General features: G+C 70.9%; 20 protein-coding genes. 13 read left to right on the top strand and 7 right to left on the bottom strand.

The window, feature by feature from the left end:
• The first annotated feature begins 197 nt into the window (after positions 1–197).
• The 4 genes from IW248_RS10080 to IW248_RS10065 are packed head-to-tail and all read left to right on the top strand — an operon-like array spanning position 198 to position 1,709.
• Complete coding sequence (locus IW248_RS10080) at positions 198–785, top strand: TMEM165/GDT1 family protein (protein ID WP_124816196.1); 588 nt, start codon at positions 198–200, stop codon at positions 783–785.
• A gap of 39 nt (positions 786–824) precedes the next feature.
• Positions 825–1,187: a DUF1622 domain-containing protein gene (locus IW248_RS10075; RefSeq protein WP_196926734.1), complete on the top strand. Its 363-nt coding sequence runs from the start codon at positions 825–827 to the stop codon at positions 1,185–1,187.
• Entirely contained in the window at positions 1,187–1,507 is a 321-nt protein-coding gene (locus tag IW248_RS10070) for a hypothetical protein (protein ID WP_196926733.1), read from the top strand. The genes IW248_RS10075 and IW248_RS10070 overlap by 1 nt, the downstream gene beginning before the upstream one ends.
• Positions 1,508–1,511: 4 nt before the next feature.
• Complete coding sequence (locus IW248_RS10065) at positions 1,512–1,709, top strand: hypothetical protein (RefSeq protein WP_196926732.1); 198 nt, start codon at positions 1,512–1,514, stop codon at positions 1,707–1,709.
• Positions 1,710–1,731: 22 nt separating this feature from the next.
• Here IW248_RS10065 and nhaA read toward each other — a convergent pair whose 3' ends face one another.
• Positions 1,732–3,105: a Na+/H+ antiporter NhaA gene (nhaA, locus tag IW248_RS10060; protein WP_196926731.1), complete on the bottom strand. Its 1,374-nt coding sequence runs from the start codon at positions 3,103–3,105 to the stop codon at positions 1,732–1,734.
• 340 nt (positions 3,106–3,445) lie between these two features.
• Between nhaA and IW248_RS10055 the strand changes: the two genes are divergently transcribed.
• A complete protein-coding gene (locus IW248_RS10055; protein WP_196926730.1) occupies positions 3,446–4,909 on the top strand; it encodes a tyrosine-protein kinase domain-containing protein in 1,464 nt (487 codons plus the stop codon).
• Here the strand turns inward: IW248_RS10055 and IW248_RS10050 are convergent.
• Positions 4,890–5,444 carry an arsenate reductase/protein-tyrosine-phosphatase family protein gene (locus IW248_RS10050; protein ID WP_196926729.1) on the bottom strand — a complete coding sequence of 185 codons (555 nt, stop codon included), beginning with the start codon at positions 5,442–5,444 and terminating at the stop codon, positions 4,890–4,892. The two genes, IW248_RS10055 and IW248_RS10050, sit on opposite strands and share 20 nt — an antisense overlap.
• 168 nt (positions 5,445–5,612) lie before the next feature.
• On the opposite strand from IW248_RS10050, the gene IW248_RS10045 reads away from it, so the two are divergent.
• The 4 genes from IW248_RS10045 to IW248_RS10030 all read left to right on the top strand — a co-directional run bounded on the left by IW248_RS10045 (position 5,613) and on the right by IW248_RS10030 (position 10,612).
• Complete coding sequence (locus IW248_RS10045) at positions 5,613–6,878, top strand: glycosyltransferase family 4 protein (RefSeq protein WP_196926728.1); 1,266 nt, start codon at positions 5,613–5,615, stop codon at positions 6,876–6,878.
• Between the two features lie 84 nt (positions 6,879–6,962).
• Positions 6,963–8,741, top strand: a complete 1,779-nt coding sequence (locus IW248_RS10040) for a DUF4012 domain-containing protein (protein WP_307787894.1) — start codon at positions 6,963–6,965, stop codon at positions 8,739–8,741.
• 13 nt (positions 8,742–8,754) lie between these two features.
• Entirely contained in the window at positions 8,755–9,384 is a 630-nt protein-coding gene (locus tag IW248_RS10035; protein ID WP_196926726.1) for a hypothetical protein, read from the top strand.
• Between the two features lie 673 nt (positions 9,385–10,057).
• Positions 10,058–10,612 (top strand): hypothetical protein, encoded by a 555-nt coding sequence (locus tag IW248_RS10030; RefSeq protein ID WP_196926725.1) that lies wholly within the window; start codon positions 10,058–10,060, stop codon positions 10,610–10,612.
• A 96-nt stretch (positions 10,613–10,708) separates the two neighbouring features.
• Here the strand turns inward: IW248_RS10030 and IW248_RS10025 are convergent, their stop codons facing one another.
• Positions 10,709–12,148, bottom strand: a complete 1,440-nt coding sequence (locus IW248_RS10025) for an MFS transporter (protein ID WP_196926724.1) — start codon at positions 12,146–12,148, stop codon at positions 10,709–10,711.
• Between the two features lie 85 nt (positions 12,149–12,233).
• The gene (locus IW248_RS10020) at positions 12,234–12,470 is read right to left on the bottom strand and encodes a hypothetical protein (RefSeq protein WP_196926723.1); all 237 of its coding nucleotides are present in this window, start codon (positions 12,468–12,470) and stop codon (positions 12,234–12,236) included.
• A 147-nt stretch (positions 12,471–12,617) separates the two neighbouring features.
• On the opposite strand from IW248_RS10020, the gene IW248_RS10015 reads away from it, so the two are divergent.
• Together IW248_RS10015 and IW248_RS10010 are read left to right on the top strand one after the other, a co-directional pair.
• Positions 12,618–13,778, top strand: a complete 1,161-nt coding sequence (locus tag IW248_RS10015) for a geranylgeranyl reductase family protein (RefSeq protein WP_196926722.1) — start codon at positions 12,618–12,620, stop codon at positions 13,776–13,778.
• 84 nt (positions 13,779–13,862) lie between these two features.
• Positions 13,863–14,036 (top strand): hypothetical protein, encoded by a 174-nt coding sequence (locus IW248_RS10010; protein ID WP_196926721.1) that lies wholly within the window; start codon positions 13,863–13,865, stop codon positions 14,034–14,036.
• 57 nt (positions 14,037–14,093) lie between these two features.
• On the opposite strand, the gene IW248_RS10005 is transcribed toward IW248_RS10010, so the two are convergent.
• Positions 14,094–15,884 (bottom strand): bifunctional metallophosphatase/5'-nucleotidase, encoded by a 1,791-nt coding sequence (locus IW248_RS10005; RefSeq protein ID WP_196926720.1) that lies wholly within the window; start codon positions 15,882–15,884, stop codon positions 14,094–14,096.
• Between the two features lie 187 nt (positions 15,885–16,071).
• Between IW248_RS10005 and IW248_RS10000 the strand changes: the two genes are divergently transcribed.
• Complete coding sequence (locus IW248_RS10000; protein ID WP_196926719.1) at positions 16,072–16,974, top strand: SDR family oxidoreductase; 903 nt, start codon at positions 16,072–16,074, stop codon at positions 16,972–16,974.
• Positions 16,975–17,013: 39 nt separating this feature from the next.
• Here IW248_RS10000 and IW248_RS09995 read toward each other — a convergent pair whose 3' ends face one another.
• Both IW248_RS09995 and IW248_RS09990 read right to left on the bottom strand, forming a co-directional pair.
• On the bottom strand, positions 17,014–17,673 hold the full coding sequence (locus tag IW248_RS09995; protein WP_307787893.1) for a nucleotidyl transferase AbiEii/AbiGii toxin family protein: 660 nt from the start codon (positions 17,671–17,673) through the stop codon (positions 17,014–17,016).
• Positions 17,670–18,011, bottom strand: coding sequence for a hypothetical protein (locus IW248_RS09990; protein WP_196926718.1), 342 nt, complete (start codon positions 18,009–18,011; stop codon positions 17,670–17,672). The genes IW248_RS09995 and IW248_RS09990 overlap by 4 nt, the downstream gene beginning before the upstream one ends.
• 769 nt (positions 18,012–18,780) lie before the next feature.
• Here IW248_RS09990 and IW248_RS09985 point away from each other — a divergent pair.
• Positions 18,781–19,338 carry a hypothetical protein gene (locus IW248_RS09985; RefSeq protein WP_196926717.1) on the top strand — a complete coding sequence of 186 codons (558 nt, stop codon included), beginning with the start codon at positions 18,781–18,783 and terminating at the stop codon, positions 19,336–19,338.
• The last annotated feature ends 728 nt before the right edge of the window (positions 19,339–20,066 follow it).

Here is a 20,066-nt window from a genome sequence, read left to right as displayed (position 1 = left end):
GGGCCGGGTGGTGATCCGATAGGCTGATCGCGCGAAGGGGAGTAGCCCCCAATGTCGTGGTCGACATACTGGTGCGTTCCGCACCCGGCCACGCGGCCCCGGTCTTTCCCGGGGCGGGCGAGACCTTCGACTCAGGCTGTTGCAGCCGGGTCGAGGGCGCCCCTGTACCTCCTCCCGGCGTGAACGGGAAGGATGTCATGGAGGGATTTTTCGCCGCGCTGGTGATCAGCTTCGGCGTCATCTTCGTCGCCGAGCTGGGGGACAAGTCCCAGCTGATGGCGCTGACCTTCGCCACGCGGTTCAAACCGATCCCGGTGCTGATCGGCATCACTGTCGCCACCGCTGTGGTGCACCTGGCGTCGGTCGCCATCGGCGTGGGTCTCGGGGCGGTGCTGCCGACCGAGTGGATCTCCCTGGTGGCCGGTGTGGCGTTCCTCGGCTTCGGCGCGTGGACGCTGCGCGGTGACAAGCTCACCGAGGAGGAGAAGCGCAAGGCGGAGAAGACCAGCAAGACCGCGATCGTGGCGGTCTCGGTGGCGTTCTTCCTGGCCGAGTTGGGCGACAAGACGATGCTCGCCACGATCACGCTCGCCACCAAGTACGGCTGGTTCGGCACCTGGCTCGGCTCCACCATCGGCATGGTGGCCGCGGACGCGTTGGCCATTCTGGTCGGCCGGATGCTCGGTCGGCGGCTGCCGGAGAAGACCATCAAGTACGGTGCCGCGATCCTCTTCGCCATCTCCGGTCTCTGGCTGATCCTGGAGGCGGTGAACGAGCTGACCTGAGCACCGACTAGCTGCCCGGAGGGCGGGTAACGGCCCTGGGTGGAGCCGGCCGAGTTGTTGCGCCAGGGCGACCAGGTGCTGGTTGCCGTGGTGGAGGTGGCCGGCGCGCTGGTGATCTTCGTTGGCGCGGTGTGGGCGGCGGCGCGGTTCGTGGTCGAGGGGCTGCGACACCGCACCGCCGCCCGCTTCACGTCGATCCGGCTCTCGCTGGGTCGGTTTCTGACCCTCGGCCTGGAATTCCAGCTGGCGGCCGACGTGCTGCGCACGGCGGTGTCCCCGTCGTTCGCGCAGATCGGCCAACTGGCCGCCATCGCGACGATCCGAACGGCGTTGAACTACTTCCTGGGCCGCGAGATCCGCCAGGAGCAGCATCAGGTGGCCGAGGGGCAGCGTCGTCAGTGATGGACACCCTGGTCACTGCGGTCACCGCCCTGGCGCTGGTCGCCGGGGTGGTCACCACCCTCAGCACCGGGGCGTTACGGAGCGGCGTCCGCGTACTGCTGGACCTGCTCACCGCGGCCGGCCTGCTCCGGCTCGTCGGCGAGCCGGGTTGGAACGGCCTGGCCGGCGCGGTGGCGATCATCGCCCTGCGTCAACTGCTCGGGGCGGCGCTGAGCAAACCACCACCGTGGTCCGGCCGACAATCTTCGGCGCCCTGCGCCGACGACGATCACCACCTACCGTTGGCCTCAACAGGTGAAACGGGAAAAGCGGGAGGATGACCACATGGGCCGGCACGACGAACCGAATGAGTACGGCTTCGCCGGCGACGGCACCGCTCCGGAGCCGCCGCCCGGCGGGAAGACCGACGAGCAGGACCGCGTCGAGGAGGTGGCGGTGCCGGGTGACGACCTCACCGGGCCGGCGGCCGAGGCGCTGGTCGAGGAGACCGAGGACCTGCCGCCCGCCGAACGTCGCCACTGAGCGTAGGCCGGCCCCGACGCGGTCAGCGGACGTCGGGGTGCTGGTAGACGTCGGGTACGCCGTCCCCGTCGGCGTCCAGCCGCTCCCGCTCGGCCACCCTCCGGTACGCCGCGTTGCGGCGGCTGAGCACGGTGGCGGCCAGTCCGGCGGAGATCGCCGAGCCGAGCAGCACGGCCGCCTTGACCCGGTCGTCGGCCGTGCTGTCCGCTCCGAAGGCCAGGTCGCCGATGAGCAGCGAGACGGTGAACCCGACGCCGGCCAGCAGGGCGATCCCGAGCAGGTCGGCCCAGGTGATGTCCTCGTCCAGTTCGGCGCGGGTGAACCGGGCCAGCAGGTACGTCGAGCCGAAGATGCCGATGCTCTTGCCGAGCACCAGGGCGGCGGCGATGGCGATCACCATCGGGTCGCTCAGCAGGGCGCCCAGGTCGGTGCCGCGCAGGGTGACCCCGGCGGCGAACAGGGCGAAGATCGGCACTGCGACGCCGGCCGACACCGGCCGCCAGCGGTGCTCCAGGCGCGCGGCGAGACCTCCCTCGCCCGCCCCCGCAGCGCTCGCCGCCGCGTCGCCGGTGGCCGGCTGGTCGCCGCCCGCCGGTCGGCGGGCGAGCACCGGGACCGTGAAGCCGAGCAGGACACCGGCCACCGTGGCGTGCACGCCCGAGGCGTGCATCAGGGCCCAGGCGGTGACCGCGAGGGGGATGAGAGCCCACCACCAGGTACGCCCCCGCTGCACCAGCACCGCGAAGAGCCCGATCGGCGCCAACGCGGCGAGCAACGGTAGGGGATGGAAGTCGGCGGTGTAGAAGATCGCGATGATGGTGATCGCGAACAGATCGTCGACCACCGCCAGGGTGAGCAGGAATGCGCGTAGGCCCTGGGGCAGATGTGAGCTGACCACCGCGAGCACGGCGAGCGCGAAAGCGATGTCGGTGGCCGTCGGAATGGCCCAACCCCGCAGGCCCTCCCCGCCCGCGCCGAGCACCACCGCCACGTAGATCAGCGCCGGCAGCAGCATCCCGCCGAGTGCGGCCGCCACCGGCAGCGCGGCGCGGCGCGGGTCGCGGAGGTCACCGGCGACGAACTCCCGTTTGAGCTCCAGGCCCACCACGAAGAAGAAGATCGCCAGCAGGCCGTCCGCCGCCCAGGTGGCCACGTCCAGGTCGAGGTGCCAGGGCGCGCCGGGCCACGGCACGACGTCGCCGAGCCGGGTGTACGAGTCGGACCACGGGGAGTTTGCCCAGATCAGCGCGATCACGGCGCCCGACAGCAGCAGCACGCCACCGACGGTCTCGGTACGCAGCACGTCGGCCAGGTGCCGGGCCTCCGGCCAGGATGATCGCGAGAACAGCCGCATCCTCGGCGGGCGCTGCCCCGGTGGTGGGGTCTGGGAGGTCATCTGCGGGCTCACCTAAGAGAGTCGGGACGGCCGGAATCCACTCGCCGACCAGACTTCCCGGCACACCGCTGTCGACCCTATCCGGCGGCGCGGTCGACGGGGACCGCTGGGCCGATCGGACGCTGTCCGATCGGCCTTCGACTTTTTCCCCGTTGTCACGCCGCAGCCGAATGGACGTTTGTCGGGTTGGTCATGCGGGCGCACATCTCGCCGCCGGAAAATACATAACTCCGGACATAAGCCGTATGAGCCGCTTTAATGGTTTCACGAGTTTAGAGACGACCTTGGGGGTTTTCGTGAAGTTCTTTGCCGTAACCGGACCGGCACGGGGGCGCGCCTGATGGACCTGCTCCGCCAATTGCGCCACGTGCGTCGGCACTGGTGGGTCGCGCTGGTCACGGTCATGGTGGCTCTCGGCGTCTCGGCGTTTCTGACCGTACGGGCCCAACCTCGGTACGTCGCCTCGGTGACCTTCTTCGTCACCACCCCCAACACCGGCGTCACCGACGCCTACCAGGGCGGGCTCTTCCTCCAGCAGCGCGTCAAGTCGTACGCCGACCTGCTCAGCAGCGACCGGCTGGCGCAGAGCGTGGTGGCCGAAACTCCGGTTGGCCTCACCGCGGACGAGGTGCAGCGCCGGGTGAGCACCACCACCGAGACAGGCACCGTTCTGTTGCGGGCGACGGTCACCGACACCGACCAGACTCGCGCGTTGCGCGTGACGGAGAGCCTCGCCAACAAGTTCGTCGAACTCGTCCAGAAGGTCGAGACGACGCCGGAGGGCAAGGCGCCCATCAAGATCGAGGTGGTCAGTGGCCCGCGGGTCACCGCCAGCCCCGTCTCGCCGCAGCCGGTCCGCAACCTCGCCCTCGGTGGCCTGGTCGGCCTGATCCTCGGCATCGGCCTGGCGATCCTGCGGGGCGTCGCCGACGTCCGGCTGCGCGACGCCGCCGGCCTGCAACGCGCCACCGGCAGCCCGCTGCTCGGTGAGATTCCGTTCGAGGCCAACGCCCGCAGCGCCCCGCTGATCGTGGGCGACGCCGCGACCTCGGCACGCGCCGAGGCGGTCCGCAAGCTGCGGACCAACCTGCGCTTCGTGGACGTCCACGAGCCGGCCCGGGTCATCGCGGTGACCAGCGCTCTGCAGGGCGAGGGCAAGACCACGCTCTCCTGCAACCTGGCCATCGCGCTGGCCGAGGCGGGCTGGCGGGTGCTGCTGGTCGACGCGGATCTGCGCCGCCCGAAGGTCGACGACTACCTGGGCCTGGACGCCGGCGTCGGCCTCACCGACGTGCTGGTCGGCGACGTGAAGGTGGGCGACGTCGTGCAGCGCTGGGGCGACAAGTCGCTGCTGGTGTTGCCCAGCGGGTCGGCCCCGCCGAACCCGAGCGAACTGCTCGGCTCCAAGGCCATGTCGGACCTGCTGCTGACGCTGCGGGAGTCGGCGGACATCGTGATCATCGACACCGCGCCGCTGCTCGCGGTGACCGACGGCGTGGTCGTGGCCGTGCAGGCCGACGGCGCGCTGCTGGTGACCCAGCAGGGCCGTACGTCGCGGACCCAGGTGGCCGCGGCGGCCCGGTCACTGCACTCGGTCTCGGTCCGGCTGCTCGGCTGTGTGCTGAACATGGCCAAGGTGGCCAAGGCCGAGGCGTACCAGTACGAGGCCTACCGGGTGGTCGCCACGACGGCCGGGGCATCGGTGCCGGCCGACCGGGCCGCGTCCGGCCGGCACAGCGCGACCGCCGACGGGGTCAACGGCGTCCCCGACCACACCCAGGAACTCACCCGGCTGCCCCGATGAGCGCGGCGAGGGGTCGCAGCGACCGTTCGATCTCCTCGGCGCAGCGTCGGAAGTCGGCCTCGGTACCGCCGATCGGATCCCGAAGATCGTCCTCGTCCGGGGCGGCGGGTTGCAGCCGTCCCCGGGCCTGGGCGGCGGCGGCGATCGCCGCCCGCAACGGGTCGTCGGTCGAGTCGGCGGGCGGCTCGGCCGCAGCGGCCAGCCGGCCGAACTGGCGCAGCGTGAACGTCCGGTGCAGCGCTCCCGGCGCCAACGAGGTGCAGACCGAGCGTTGGCGTCGGGTCGCGGTCAGCACGAGCGTCGCGTCGACCAGGTACTCGGGGCGCAAACCCCGGGTCCGGAACGCCGCCGCGTCCGCGCCGCTCTCGGTCGCGACCTCCATGGCGTACGGGTGCATGACCAGCCCGTCGATCGCGTCGGTACCGGCGCTGGCCACCTCGACGGGTTGGTCGGCCAGCAACCGGCGGGCCAGGTACTCGGCCATCGGCGACCGGCACAGATTGGCGTGGCAGACGAACAGCACGCGATCAGCCATCGGTGCCCCTCTCATCGGTACGGACACGGGCGCTCGCACCGCGAGGGCGGTGCGTCGACGCCGGTGGCCGTGCGGGGAGGGGTTGTCGGCATCGTACGCGGGCCGCGCGCTCACCGGCCGTGGTGCCGCGCCGACCGGCGCCAATCCCTGCGGGACGGGGGCGGACCGGTGAAGATCGGCATCCTGTCGTACCACTTTCCACCCGAGCCGGCGTTCATCCCCGGGAGCCTCGCCGAGGAGTTGGCCGCGCGCGGGCACGAGGTACGGGTTCTCACCGGCTTCCCGGACTACCCCGGCGGGCACGTCTATCCCGGCTGGCGACAGCGGTGGCACCACGAGACCCACAGTGAGCGGTTGAGCGTCCGACGGGTGCCCCGGTACCCCGGGGGCGGCGCGTCGATCCGCGGCCGGATGGCCAGCTACCTCTCCTTCGCCGGCAGCGCGGGGCTGGTCGCACGCCGGTTCCTCGGCGACGTGGACGTGCTCTACGTGTTCCAACTGCCGGCGACGACGTTCGCCGCCGCCGGGGTGCTCCGGTTGCTCGGGCGAGTGCCGGCGGTGCTGCACGTACAGGACGTCTGGGCCCGCGACGGCGCGGACGAGGGGGGCGAGGGGCGCTGGGCGGCGCGGATGGGCAGCACGATGACCCGGATCTACCGCACCGCGGCGCGAATCGCGGTCGCCGCGCCGTCGATGCGGGACCTGGTGGTCGCCGCCGGCGCCGACCCGGCCCGGGTCCGGCTGGTGCTGAACTGGACCGACGAGCGGATCTTCCACCCGGCGACGCCCAACGCGGCGGCCCGTCAGCTGGTCCGTCGAGACGGTCGGTGCGTGGTGATGCACGCCGGGACCATCGGGGCGCGGCAGGGGTTGGAGACCGCGGTCCGGGCGGCCGCGGCGCTGGACCGGACGATGGATCTGGTCCTGGTCGGTTCGGGCACGGCGGAGCGGCGGGTGCGGGGGCTCGCCGCCGAGTTGGGCGCGAACAACGTCCGCTTCCTGGAGCGGCGGTCGCCTGTCGACATGCCCGAGCTGTACGCCGCCGCCGACTACCAGCTGGTCATGTTGCGCGACCTCCCGGAGCTGCGCGGCACGGTGCCCGGCAAGCTCCAGGCCGCGCTCTCCTGTGCCGCACCGGTGATCGCGTCGGCCGGCGGGGACACGGCCGAGCTGGTCGAACGGGCTCGGGCTGGACTGTCCTGCCCACCGGAGGACTGGGCGGCGTTGGCCGACCGGTTCTGGTTGGCCGCCACCATTCCGCCGCCGACCCGTGCCGAAATGGGTCGCCGGGGGCGGGCCGCGTACCTGCGCGAGATGTCGTTGCCCGCCGGCGTGGACCAGATCGAACGGCTGTTGCACGAGGCGGCCGGACGAGAGGCGCAGCCCGCACGGAGTCACGAAGAAAACTTACTTAAAGGGCGACAAACGCAATAACAGTACGAAATTCCCTGAGCCGTGCTAAGAACGTCAGGGAATCGACCTTCTGTCCGGTTCCGTGAACGGAAGTGTGGTGTGACGGTGAGCGAACGACCGATCCGGCGGCGGAGCCGGTCCCGGCGTCGTCGGCGTGCCCGACTGCGACGGGCCCTCCTAGGCGCCCTGGTGGTCGGCTCGCTGCTGCTGGCGACCGGCGGGTGGATCGGCTTCCGCGGCTGGCAGGCGCGCGCTCACCTGATCAACGCCGCTGGACTGGCCCGAGAGTTGAGCGCCCAGGTCGTCGGTGGGGACACCGACCGTGCCCTGCGGACGCTCGCCGCCCTTCAGGAGCAGGCCGGCGCTGCCCGAACCGCGACGACAGACCCGAGCTGGCAGCTCGGCCGGCGTACGCCGATCGCCGGCGACGACCTCGACGCCGTCCGGCAGATCGCCGTCGCCATCGACGACCTGGCCCGGCAGGCGTTCCCGACCCTGCTCCGCACGGACCTGACCAGCCTGGTGCCGACCGGCGGCCGGCTGGACCTGGCCCGACTCACCGCCGTCTCCGCCGAGCTGACCCGGGTGGACGAGTCGGTGCAGCGCACGCGCCAGGACCTGGCCGCGGTGCCCGCCGACCGGCTCGTCAGCCAGATCCGGCAGGCGCTGACCGACCTGCGTGACGAGATCGACCGGCTGGCCAGCCTCACCACGGCCGCCGACCAGGGAGCCCGCCTGCTACCGCCGCTGCTCGGCGCGAACGGCCCACGCCGCTACCTGCTCGTCTCGCAGAACCTCGCCGAACTGCGTGCGACCGGCGGCATGTTCGGCGCGTACGCGATGATCGAGGCCGAGAACGGCAAGGTCAAGATGGGTAAGCAGGGCAGCAGTGCCTCGCTCGGTCAGTTCACCCCGGCGTTGAAGCTGCCCGCCGAGACCCGTGCCCTCTGGACCGACCTGCCCGGCATCTACCCCGCCGACGTCAATCTGTCCCCGCACTTCCCGACCGCCGCCGCGCTCTACCGCGAGATGTTCCGGCGCAAGACCGGCACCACTGTCGACGGCGTGCTCGCCGTCGACCCGGTGGTGCTGTCCTACCTGCTCAAGGCGACCGGCCCGGTGCTCGTGCCCGGTGGTGTGCCGCTCGCCAGCGAGAAGGTCGTGCAGACGCTGCTCAACGACAGCTACCAGCGGCTGGACATCAAGCAGCAGGACGAGTTCTTCGCGGCGTCGGCGTCGGCGGTCTTCGACGCCTTCTTCAAGAAGAATGTCAACCCGAAGGTGTTGTTGTCCGCATTTGACCGTGCTATCACCGAACGGCGGATATTGTTCTGGAGTGCCCGACCTGAGGAACAGCGGACATTCGGCGACAGCCGGATGGCCGGGACGCTTCCGGAACAGGACACCGTGCCGACGGTCGGAGTGTTCCTCAACGACGGCAGCGGCGCGAAGCTCGGCTACTACCTGCGGCCGACGGCGAACCTGACGGTCGGCGAATGCCGGCCCGACGGCCGCCGCGAGCTCCGGCTGCGGGTGACCCTCCGCTCGACGGCGCCGAAGTCCGGACTCAGCGAGTCGGTCCTCGGCCTCGGCCTGGCTGGTGATCCGTACACCGCACGCACGTTGGTGTCGATCTTCAGCCCGGCTGGTGGAGCGGTGCTCGAGGCCCGGCTCGACGGGGTCGAGACGGCACTTGGCAGCGGCACCGAACGCCGCCGCCAGGTGGCGACGGCCAGCGTGGATGTCGGCCCCGGCGCCGAGAGGGCGCTGGAGGTCACCGTGCTGACGGCCAAGACCGGCGTCGGACAGGCCGAGCTGTGGCTGACCCCCACCGCCAGCCCCTGGACCACCCAAGTTCATTCCGCACCAAGCTGTGACCAGTAGGAGGGAACCAATCATGCGGCTATCCCGCATCATCATGGCGCTCACGGTCGGCCTGGCCGTGGTGGCCGTGCCGACGGCAGCGGGGGCGGCACAGCCGCAGCCGGCGCCCAGCGCGACCACCGACCCGCCCCAGCCGCCGCCGTACCCGCCGGCAGCCGCTTCACTGACCGTCAACCGGCCGACGATCTTCCTCGGCGAGACGGTACTGCTGACCGGCACCGGCTTCGGCCCGAACGAGACCGTCGACATCTCGGTGACGGTGACTCCGCTGGCCGCCCCGGCCGGCGGTCAGGCTCCGGCCCGCCGGAGCGACGGCAGCACCGTGGCCATGACCCCGGTGGCGTACCAGGCGAGCGCGCCCCTGAACTTCACGGCGTACACCAACGCCCAGGGTCGCTTCACCAAGAGCTACAAGCCGTCGGTGACGGGTCTGCTGACCTTCACCGCCACCGGCCGGGAGTCCGGCCGGACCGCCACCACCGAGCTGCGGGTGCTGCACAAGAAGCAGCCGCTGCCCGTCACGGGTGACAGCCTCGGCACACCCATGAAGCTCGGCGGCGGCCTGGTCGGCGCCGGAGCGGTCATGCTGCTGCTGACCCTGGCCTGGCGTCGCCGCCAGCGCTTCGGTGGTGCGGCGCACTAATCAACACCACCGGGCCGCGCCCGGATCGCACGCAAGCTGGCGCCCGTCGGAACACTCCGACGGGCGCCAGCCCGTCCAGAAAGACGCAGACCCCTCCAGCACGGCCGCCTCCGACCGACCGCCACCGTACGGGCCGATGCCCGCCGATACCCGACGTCGACGCCGTGTCCGTTTTGTAGCTTTGATGCGACCAGCCCATGTGTGATCGACTCAGGTTTTATGAAGTCGCGGTCCGGGAGTCCGGGACACCCCGACTTCCGGGAACCCGAGTGGATCATGCGAGTGTGAGGCGATTTGACGCCGCGTTCCGGGCGTTGGGTAAGGGGTTTGTCCGGTCGTGGGCGGTTCTGGGTGGTGACCGGTCGCACCCTTGGGCCGGAATCATGGCCGGGCCGGGGTCGTTACATACCCTGACGATCGCAGCACCTGCCGGCGCCGCCCCGATGCGGGTGCCAGTGGATGGGCCGACCCCGGAATGACCCCCGGCCCCCGGTCGTTACACATGGACCCGGCGCCACGAGCCCCCGCCCGTAGGCCGCCGACCCCGACGCCCGCCCCGTAGGCGTCACCCCCAAAGACTTTTGTGCAGCGCCGGACGAGGTGCTCACACCCGTCACCGCCGTTCCCCCGATCGGTGCGAGGCGGGTGTCCTACCCCCGAAGGAGCTACCCCCATGAACACGATCTTCCGTAAGAGCATGCTGTCCGTTGCTGGTCTCGCGTTCGCCGGCGGTGTCTTCGCCGGCCCGATCGCCGCCCACGCCAACCCCGTGGATGCCAAGCCGGTCGCCGTGGCCGTACAGGGCGCGAAGCCGCAGGGCGACCAGTCCCACATCAGCCTGAACGACGAGCAGACCACCAACGTGAAGGCGATCATTGCCGCGACGAAGAAGGCCGGTCTGCCGGAGCGGGCCGCGGTCATCTCGATCGCGACGAGCCTGCAGGAGTCGAAGCTGGAGAACCTGGGCCACCTCGGTGACATGAACGACCACGACTCGCTGGGCCTGTTCCAGCAGCGCCCGTCCAGCGGTTGGGGTACGCCGGAGCAGATCACCGACCCGGCCTACTCGACGACCGCGTTCCTGAAGGGTCTGAAGCAGGTTGATGGTTGGCAGGACATGCCGCTGACCGAGGCCGCGCAGACCGTCCAGGTTTCCGCGTACCCGGACGCGTACGCCCAGTGGGAGCAGCAGGCCACCGACCTGGTCGGCCAGCACTGGAACAGCTGACCACCAAACGACACCACCGCAACCAGCAGCATCAGCAGGACACCGACCGCTGGCCGGCACCCGCAACCCGGGGTGCCGGCCAGCGGCGTACCCCGATCAGTTCTTGTGATTGTGGGTGCGCCAGATGTCGATCAGCGCGGCGATCAGCGCGAGCGCGATGATGCCGGTGGCCAGCATGAGGGACCGTTCGAAGGCGCTGGTCCAGTCACCTCGGCTGTCGGCCAGGGATGAGAAGAAAACCGAGCCGACGGCGGCGATACCGGCTGCGGCGCCGATCCGCTGACCGGTCTGGAGCATGCCCGCCCCGCTGCCCGCTTGGTCCACCGGCACCTCGGAGAGGGTGATCGTCTGGTTCGGGGCGATCACCAGTCCGCTGCCGATGCCGGCGACGAGCAGGGGCCCGGCGGCGACCCAGGGCGCTGGGGCGTCCGGCGCGAGGTGCAGCGCGATCACCGTCGCGGCCAGCCCGACGACGACGGTGAGCAGTCCGATGGCGACCAGTGGGCGGCCGAAGCGGTTGACGATGCGGCCTCCGAGCACGGCGGCGGCCGCCGAACCCAGGGCGAAGGGGGTGATGGCCAGGCCGGCGACGAGGGCGCTGTAGTGGAGACCCATCTGCAGGAACAGGGTGAAGATGAAGAAGATCGCGGTGAAGCCGCCGAAGTAGACGAGCGCCAGGATCGAGCCCAGGGTGTACGACTGGAGGCTGAACAGGCGAAGGTCGAACAGGGGCTGGTGGTGGCGTGCGTACCGTCGTTCCCAGAGCCCGAAGGCGACCAGCACTGCCAGGCCGGCCGGGATGAGCGCCCACTTCCAGGGGGTCCGCCACTGCTGTTCCTGCACCAGTGGCAGCAGGACCAGGACGACACCGATGCCGAGGAGCAGGACGCCGACGGGGTCGAGTCGACGCCAGCCGGGTTGACCGGCGGGGCGGCCGGGCAGCAGCCGCCAGCCGAGGATCACCGCGAGGACACCGACCGGCACGTTGACGAAGAAGACCCAGCGCCAGCCGTGTTCCTGGCCGCCGATGGCGATGAGCAGCCCGCCGAGCAGCGGCCCGACGGCTGTGGAGATGCCGATGGTGGCGCCGAGCAGCCCGAATGGGCGGGCGCGTTCGGGCCCGCGGAACAGTTGTTGGATCAGCCCGATGACCTGCGGGTTGACGATGCCGGCGGCGGCGCCCTGCAGCAGTCGGGTGATGACCAGCCACGTCGGGGTGGTGGCGAGGCCGGCGAGCGCGCTGGTGACGGTGAACAGCGCGATGCCGAAGACGAACGCGTTGCGTCGACCGCGGGCGTCGCCGAAGCGGCCGGCGGGCACCAGTGCCAGGCCGAAGGTGAGCGCGTACCCGGAGAGGATCCACTGCAGGTCGCTCGGCGACGCGTGCAGCGCCCGGTCGATGGACGGCACTGCGACGTTGACGATGCTCACGTCGAGCAGCGTCATGAACGCGGCGACGAGTCCGACGCCGACCGCCTGCCAGCGTCGTCGGTTCTCGGCCGCGGTGACCGGTTGCGGCGGCTGCGCCGCGCTCATCGTGCCCCCCGTCGACCCTCGATCATCCATGGTTGACCGCTACCCGGGTCTTCGGGGGGCGAACCGTGCCGGCTGGTTCCGTCGGTCACGCCATCTGGCGGGCGCAGAACCGGGGACCGAAGTCGAGGCCGGCCATCGGTGAGTCCTCGCGGTGCAGCAGGCCCTTCTCGGTGAGCAGGTGCAGGGGGCTGTTCACCTGCTCAGCGGTCAGCCCGGATTCCTCGGCGATCAGGTCCGGGTAGGGCACCTGCCCGCGTGCCTCAAGGGTGGTGACCGCCTGGTACACCCGTTGCTCGGCCTCCGACAGTTGCACCTGCTGCATGGTTCCTCCTCTGCTCGTCCGCCACCGCGGTAGCGGTTGCCGTGCGCCGGTTACCCCCTCGGTGCCCGAAGATGCACACCCGATCGGGCGGTCGTGGCGGCGGGCGGGTCCGCCGGTCGCGCGGCGGCGGTGCCCTAGGCTGCTTCCGTGATCATTTGGGATCTCGTCGTCGTCGGCGCTGGCCCCGCCGGGCTGTCCGCGGCGCACGCCGCTGCCCGTGCGGGCGTCTCCACACTTGTTGTCGAGCGCGCCGCGCACCCGCGGTACAAGACCTGCGGCGGTGGCCTGATCGGCACGTCTCTGGCGGCCGTCCAGGGTCGGATCGAGGTGCCCGCGCACGACCGGGTGGACCGGGTGACGTTCACCCGTGACGGCGGTCGGGAGTTCACCCGCCGCAACGACAGTCCGGTGGTGACGATGGTGCGCCGCGAGGAGTTCGACGACCGGCTGCGCGCGGCGGCGGTCGCCGCCGGCGCGCAGGTGCGGGAGCGGGTCGCGGTTCGCGCGATCGAGCAGGACCCCGAGGGGGTACGCCTGCGGCTGGCCGACGGTACGACGATCGCGGCTCGTGCCGTGATCGGGGCGGACGGCTCGTCGGGGGTGACCGCCCGGCACGTCGGGGTCCGGTATCGGCAGGTGGATCTGGGTCTGGAGTTGGAGATTCCGGTGGCCCCTGTCGAGCAGGAGCGGTGGCGGGGTCGGCTGCTGCTGGACTGGGGCGCCATGCCGGGGTCGTACGCCTGGGTCTTTCCGAAGGGTGATCGGCTGACCGTCGGCGTGATCGCCGGTCGGGGCGCGGGGGAGGGGACCCGTGAGTACCTGCGGCGGTTCGTCGACCGGTTGGGTCTGACCGGGTTGCCGGCGGAGCACGACTCCGGTCACCTGACCCGTTGCCGGACGGAGGATTCACCGTTGCGTAACGGCCGGGTGCTGGTCGTGGGGGATGCGGCGGGGCTGTTGGAGCCGTGGAGTCGGGAGGGCATCAGCTTCGCGTTGCGTTCCGGCGGTCTGGCCGGAGCGGCGGTCGCGGGCGGTGATCTGGCCGGGTACGAACGGGCGGTGGCCGCGAGTCTGCTGCCGGAGATGCGGGCGGGGTTCCGGCTGCTCGACGTGTTCACCCGCCGCCCGGATGTGTTCCACGCCCTGTTGGCTACCCCGCCGGGCTGGCGGATGTTCGTTCAGTTCTGCCAGGGGCGGGCGAGCTTCGACGAGATGCTGCGCCGCCGTCCCATCCGGGCTGCCCTCGCGGTGCTCGACCGGTTACCGCACCGATCGCGCCAGCCCACCACCGCTCACCCAGGATCCTAGGATGCCTTACAGGGTGTGCGCGCGGCTACTGGCGCCGAGCGACCGGGTCGCCGGACAATCGCAGGGGAGCAGGAGGAGGCGCTGATGGACGAGCAGCCGTTCACCGACGACGAGTACGCGTTTCTGCGCCACGCGCGGTTCGGGGAGTTGCCGCCCGCCGTCCGTCCCGACGAGCGGGTGGCGCTGACCGAGACCGATCCCGGGCGCGACCGGCCAGAGGAGTCCGAGGACCCGATCCGCTGGAACGTGCAGGGCTGAGAACGCGCGACGGGCCGCAGGTGACGCCACCCACGGCCCGTATGTGCTGCGCTGCGGTCAGAAGACCGGCACGCCCTCGCGGACGAGACGCCAGTTGGGCTGGAAGAAGTCGGCCGGGTCGATCGTCCCCTTGGCCTGCGCCCAGTCGATGAGCAGCTGACGGATCTCCTGCTGCGCGTTGTAGACCTGGGTCTTCACGATGCCGGGGAAGTTGCCGCCGCCGCTGCGCCGGTAGTTGTTCACCGCCACCACGAACTGGGCGTTGTCGGCCACCGGAGTGTCGGTGCCGGCCAGCACCAGGCGGGTGATCCGCTGCCCGACCGGCCTGGAGATGTCGATGTCGTAGTCCACGCCGGAGAAGACGTCGTAGTTGTAGTCCGGCACGGCCGGGTCACTGATCTGCTCCGGGTCTACCGGCGCGCCCGGCGCGACAGTGCGGAAGAACTTCGCCGAGTACTCCAGGTACGCGCGGACCTCGGCCCCGCTGAGCACGACCGCCTCGAGGGTGTTGTCGTACACGTACAGGCCGGCCACATCGCGGATCTTGACGTCACCGGCGGGGAAGACTGCGGTCCGGCTGAACGGCGCCGCGATCGACAGCACCGGCAGATCCGCGTACGCGGTGCCGGCCAGTGCCGCGCCCACCACCTCGGTCTGCACGTGGTTGATGAAGTCCAGGATCGGCGTGTCCTTGTACCGTGACTCCGCCGCCGACAACTCCACAGTGGACGTCGCGACGACCTGGTTGACGTACGCCACGGTCTTTTGGTGTTGGGCCCGCACGGCGGCGAGCACCTTCGGATCCTCGACCACCGTGTTGGTGTTCAGCATGGTGGCGGCCTTCTTGGTGATCGTCCACCGGCCACGCTCACGGGCGAGGGTGAAGTCCATCCGGGTGAGCCGCTGGCCCCACTTCGACGGCTCCGAGAGCAGCACCTGCGTGCCGGTGCGCTCGTTGGTGACGAACCGCTCGACCACCTCGTTGTGCGCGTGACCGAAGAGGATCGCGTCGATCCCCGGCACCTGCTGGGCGATCAGCGCCACCGGGTTCTCGTTCGGCAACTCGGGGCCGTAGCTGGAGGTGCCGCTGTCACCGCCGTGCGCGGAGATCAGCACGAGGTCCGCGCCCCGGGCCCGCATGATCGGCACCCACTTCGCGGCGGTCGCGATCATGTCGTCGAAGCGCAGCCTGCCCTCGACGTTGCCCTTGTCCCAGATGGCCACACCGGGGTTGGTCAACCCCAGGATGCCGACCCGCAGGGTCGGCGCGGCGAAACCGAGCGAGACCTTCTTGATGACGTACGGGAGGAAGGCCGGCTTGCCGGTCCTCGCGTTCACGGCGTTCGCGGCGAGCGCCGGGAAGCCGAGCTGACGGATCCACAGGTCCAGCAACGGCAGACCGTAGTTGAACTCGTGGTTGCCCAGGGTCACCGCGTCGTAGTCGATGACGTTCATGGCCCGTGCCATCGGGTGCTTCTCCCCGGTGGCGGTGATCGGCTCCTGCTTGGCGTAGTACGTGGCCAGCGGCGTGCCCTGGATCGTGTCGCCGGCGTCGAGCACCAGCGTCGCCTTGCCGCGCCGCTCCCGACGGATCTGGTTGATCAAGGTCGCCAGCTTCGCCACGCCGATGTCGTTCTGCTTGCTGTCGTCGTACTCGGCGTCGCGGTAGTAATCCCAGTTGTAGACGTTGCCGTGCGTGTCCGACGTGCCCAGGAGGGTGAGGTCCCAGGTGCGCGGCCGGGCCGCGCCGGCCGCCTGCGCGGGCGCGGCGGCGATCAGCGGGGTGGTCGCCGCGGACGCCGCGGCGACGAGCACCTGGCGGCGCGACGGGCCGGAGGGAGAGGTCATGACGTGCCTTTCCATGGGGGTGGACGCGCCTCGTGAGCGCCTTGCGCACCATAACCAGCAGCCGGCGCTCCCGCCACGCCAGCCCCAAGCGTCGCAGCGGTTTCCGCAGGCCGAGGCGGGGTAGGCCGATGAGGAACGAGAACTCGCGGGACAGCCCCCGCTTCCCGCGCGGCGCGAGGAGATATCGGTGAGCGAGGACCAGCACACCCAGCAGGACCCGACCAGCCAGTACGGCCAGCAGTCCGGTCAACCCGCACAGCAACAGTCGGCGCCCGGGTCGACCAGGGAGATGACCCCGAGGCCGGACCACGGCGAGGAGTCGTACCGGGGCAGCGGCAAACTCGACGGCAAGCGGGCGCTGATCACCGGCGGTGACTCGGGGATCGGCCGGGCGGTCGCGATCGCCTTCGCCCGGGAGGGCGCCGACGTGCTCATCTCCTACCTCGGCGAGGAGGAGGACGCCGACGCCCGGGAGACCATCCGGCTGGTCGAGGCCGCCGGACGGCGGGGCGTCGCGGTACGCGGTGACATCACCGACGAGGCGCACTGCCAGGAACTGGTCGATCGGGCGGTGCGGGACCTGGGCGGCCTCGACATCCTGGTCAACAACGCGGCGTACCAGATGTCGCAGGACAAGGGAATCCTCGGGATCAGCACCGAGCAGTTCGACCGGGTGTTCAAGACCAACCTGTACGCGATGTTCTGGCTCTGCAAGGCCGCCATTCCCCACCTGGCCGAGGGGTCGGCGATCATCAACACGTCGTCGATCCAGGCGTTCGACCCGTCGCCGCAGCTGCTGGACTACGCCACCACGAAGGCGGGGATCGCCAACTTCACCAAGGCACTCGCCGCCGACCTGGCCGAGCACGGCATCCGGGTCAACGCGGTCGCACCGGGCCCGGTGTGGACGCCGCTGATCCCGTCCACCATGCCGGAGGAGAAGGTGAAGCAGTTCGGCACCGACACCCCGGAGGGACGCCCCGGGCAGCCGGCCGAGCTGGCGCCCGCGTATGTCTTCTTCGCCTCGCAGGAGTCCAGCTACGTGACAGGCGAGATCCTGGGGGTCACCGGCGGTCGACCGACCAAGTGATCCGCCGCCGGGTGGGCATCCGCGCGGATGCCCACCCGGTCAGCGTGGCCAGGCGGCGAAGCGTCGCCGGATCTCGGCGACGTCGGCGGCCCCCAGGCCGTACCGCCCGAAGCGCTGATCGGACAGCCGGTCCAGGTAACGGCCGGCGGCGCGCACGTCGTCCGGGTCCAGTGCGGGATCGACCTGCCGCGCCAGGACCAGCAGCTCGGTCACGTCATAGTGGTCGAGGGCCGCCGCCACGTCGATGAAGTCGCGAACCTCCCGCCGGTTGACCAGGGCGGCGATCTTGTTGGCCACCAGGTCACGGACGTCCATCACCGGGCCGAGGTCCATCACCACCGGGCTCTGCTGACGGTCCAACCGGGCGAGGCTGAGCCGGATCTGCCGTCCGTCGCGGCTCACCACGAAGTCCTTCATGTCCTGCTCGTACCCGTCGAACAGCTCCGCCAGCTCACTGTCCGGGTCGGCATCGCTGACGATGAAACCGGCCCGCTCCAGGGCCACGCGCACCCCGGCGGACGCCGCCGCCGCGGCACCCTCCACGTCCGCGAAGAGGTCGACGTCCTCCGTCGGTCGGGCAACCAGCCCGTGCGCCGCCCACGCCACCCCACCACCCAGCACGAACCGGTACGGCCCGGCGGCGGCCAGCGCCACCCGGGCCACCTCCCGGTAGAAGTCGTGCAGATGAGGCTCGATCACGCCGCGCGCAGGCCGCGGTGCCGGCTCTCCCACGCCTGGCGTACGCCTCGGGGCAGGTTGAGCGGTCGCCACACCCGACGCAGCGTCCGCCCATTGATCAGAGCGCGCAGATCCTCTGCCCGGGTGGTTTCGCGGAGCACGTTCTCATACATCCAGAGCAGCTGGTCCGGGTCACCGAGGTCGAAGGTGCGCTCGGCGTTCCACATCAGCCGTACCGGCAGCTCCACCACACCTCGGGTGGGCCCGGCCAACTCGGCGAGCGTCCGCGCCACCACAGCCGGGCGACCCGGGCGGGCCAGGAAAGCCACGCCGGTCGCGGTGGTGGAGACGGCCTGCATGGTGTCAGGGTAACGCCCACCCAAGCCGGTGTCGCTCAGGACGACCTTAACGAGCTGCCCCATGACTCCCGCATGACCCTGATCCCCGCGAGGTTTGTCCGTTTCATGCGAGCCGGTGCCTGTCAGCGAATCGTGATCGACTCGGGTTTCATGAGGTCGCGGTGTCCGGGCGTCCGGGACACCGCGACTTCCGTGAACCCGAGTGGATCGTGTGGGTGTGGGGCGGTTCGCGTCGCCGTGGGTCCGGCGTGGGTGGGTGGTTTGTCCGGTGGTGGGTTTTTGTGGGTGGTGACCGGTCGCACCCGTGGGCCGGAATCATGGCCAGGCCGGGGTCGTTACATACCCTGACGATCGCAGCACCACCGACCCACCGCCCGGCCCCCCGGGCCGGTAGCGCAGGTGGGAATGCCAGCCTCCACCCGGTCGTTACAGTCCCCACGAACGACCACGGCACCGCCTTCACGAGAGGGTGCCGGCAGGTGGGCCGACCCGGAATGACTCCCGGCCCCCGGTCGTTGCAGTCCCCACGAACGACCACGGCACCGCCGCGATGCGGGTGCCAACGGATGGGCCGACCCCGGAATGACCCCCGGCCCCCGGTCGTTACACATGGACCCGGCGCCACGAGCCCCCGCCCGTAGGCCGCCGACCCCGACGCCCCGTGGGCGTCACCCCCCAAAGACTTTTTATGCAGCGCCGGACGAGGTGCTCACACCCTGCCGCCGCCCCCTGGCGGTTGGGGTGTCCTACCCCCGAAGGAGCTACCCCCATGAACACGATCTTCCGTAAGAGCATGCTGTCCGTTGCGGGTCTCGCGTTCGCCGGCGGTGTCTTCGCCGGCCCGATCGCCGCCCACGCCAACCCGGCCGTCGACGCCAAGCCCGCCGCCGTGGCCGTACAGGCGTCGAAGCCGCAGGGCGACCAGTCCCGGATCACCCTGAATGACGAGCAGACCGCGAACGTCAAGGCGATCATCGCCGCGACGAAGAAGGCCGGTCTGCCTGAGCGGGCCGCGGTCATCTCCATCGCCACGAGCCTGCAGGAGTCGAAGCTGGAGAACCTGGGCCACCTCGGCGACATGAACGACCACGACTCGCTGGGCCTGTTCCAGCAGCGCCCGTCCAGCGGTTGGGGCACCCCGGAGCAGATCACCGACCCTGAGTACTCCACGACCGCGTTCCTGAAGGGCCTCAAGCAGGTCGACGGCTGGCAGGACATGCCGCTGACCAAGGCCGCGCAGACGGTGCAGGTGTCGGCGTACCCGGACGCGTACGCCCAGTGGGAGCAGCAGGCCGCCGACCTGGTCGGCCAGCACTGGAACAGCTGACCACCCAACGACACCACCGCAACCAGCAGCATCAGCAGGACACCGACCGCTGGCCGGCACTCCGCAACCCGGGGTGCCGGCCAGCGGCCTTTCCGCTTCCTGCGGCAGGCACAGGCTGCTGGCTGCGGATGCCGCGCGGCCCGTGCCGCGCGGCCCGTGCCGCGCAGCCCGGTGTCCGGTGTCCGGTGGGAGCGGGTGGCGCGGTTCGGTTGGTCGTTGCCCGTAGATCTTGGACAGTTTCCGTTCGGCGCGAACGGAAACTGTCCAAGATCTCGCGGAACAGGGCCGAAGCGCGGCGTGGCGTGGCGGTGGGGTGTCGTGGTGATGAGGGCGATCCGCGCGGTACAGCGATGGAACCCGGCGGAACATCCGACGGTGCGGCAACGCGTTGCCCCCGGCCCCCGGCCCCCGGCCCCCGGCCTTGCCGGGCCACGGCCCCCGGCCCCCGGCCTTGCCGGGCCACGGCCTTGCCGGGCCACCGGGCCGCCTCCTCACCGGGCCACCGCACCCCATCCCCGCCGCCAGGGTGCGGCGGCCGGGGTGGGGTGCGGGAACAACGGCGGCGGTGGGCTGGTTGTGGACAGTGTCGGTGTGACTCAGTGTCCCCGGGCCTCACCTAATATCGCCCTCGCGGAATACCGTTCGGCTGGAGCCGCGTCGTGCCACTCGCCGAGAGGCGACCTGCACACCGACACCAGCGCCGCCCCCGGCCCACAAGGCCGGGGGCG

Source organism: Micromonospora ureilytica (assembly GCF_015751765.1).
In the GTDB taxonomy this organism is placed as follows: Bacteria; Actinomycetota; Actinomycetes; order Mycobacteriales; family Micromonosporaceae; genus Micromonospora; species Micromonospora ureilytica.
This window is presented reverse-complemented; position numbering and strand designations above follow the sequence as displayed.

What these genes read in the sequence shown, in the direction of transcription:
- IW248_RS10080 (WP_124816196.1), top strand. Translation starts at nt 198, where the DNA reads ATGGAGGGATTTTTCGCCGCGCTGGTGATCAGCTTCGGCGTCATCTTC.
- IW248_RS10070 (WP_196926733.1), top strand. Translation starts at nt 1,187, where the DNA reads ATGGACACCCTGGTCACTGCGGTCACCGCCCTGGCGCTGGTCGCCGGG.
- IW248_RS10065 (WP_196926732.1), top strand. Translation starts at nt 1,512, where the DNA reads ATGGGCCGGCACGACGAACCGAATGAGTACGGCTTCGCCGGCGACGGC.
- nhaA (WP_196926731.1), bottom strand. Translation starts at nt 3,105, where the DNA reads ATGACCTCCCAGACCCCACCACCGGGGCAGCGCCCGCCGAGGATGCGG.
- IW248_RS10055 (WP_196926730.1), top strand. Translation starts at nt 3,446, where the DNA reads ATGGACCTGCTCCGCCAATTGCGCCACGTGCGTCGGCACTGGTGGGTC.
- IW248_RS10050 (WP_196926729.1), bottom strand. Translation starts at nt 5,444, where the DNA reads ATGGCTGATCGCGTGCTGTTCGTCTGCCACGCCAATCTGTGCCGGTCG.
- IW248_RS10035 (WP_196926726.1), top strand. Translation starts at nt 8,755, where the DNA reads ATGCGGCTATCCCGCATCATCATGGCGCTCACGGTCGGCCTGGCCGTG.
- IW248_RS10030 (WP_196926725.1), top strand. Translation starts at nt 10,058, where the DNA reads ATGAACACGATCTTCCGTAAGAGCATGCTGTCCGTTGCTGGTCTCGCG.
- IW248_RS10025 (WP_196926724.1), bottom strand. Translation starts at nt 12,148, where the DNA reads ATGAGCGCGGCGCAGCCGCCGCAACCGGTCACCGCGGCCGAGAACCGA.
- IW248_RS10020 (WP_196926723.1), bottom strand. Translation starts at nt 12,470, where the DNA reads ATGCAGCAGGTGCAACTGTCGGAGGCCGAGCAACGGGTGTACCAGGCG.
- IW248_RS10010 (WP_196926721.1), top strand. Translation starts at nt 13,863, where the DNA reads ATGGACGAGCAGCCGTTCACCGACGACGAGTACGCGTTTCTGCGCCAC.
- IW248_RS10005 (WP_196926720.1), bottom strand. Translation starts at nt 15,884, where the DNA reads ATGACCTCTCCCTCCGGCCCGTCGCGCCGCCAGGTGCTCGTCGCCGCG.
- IW248_RS09990 (WP_196926718.1), bottom strand. Translation starts at nt 18,011, where the DNA reads ATGCAGGCCGTCTCCACCACCGCGACCGGCGTGGCTTTCCTGGCCCGC.
- IW248_RS09985 (WP_196926717.1), top strand. Translation starts at nt 18,781, where the DNA reads ATGAACACGATCTTCCGTAAGAGCATGCTGTCCGTTGCGGGTCTCGCG.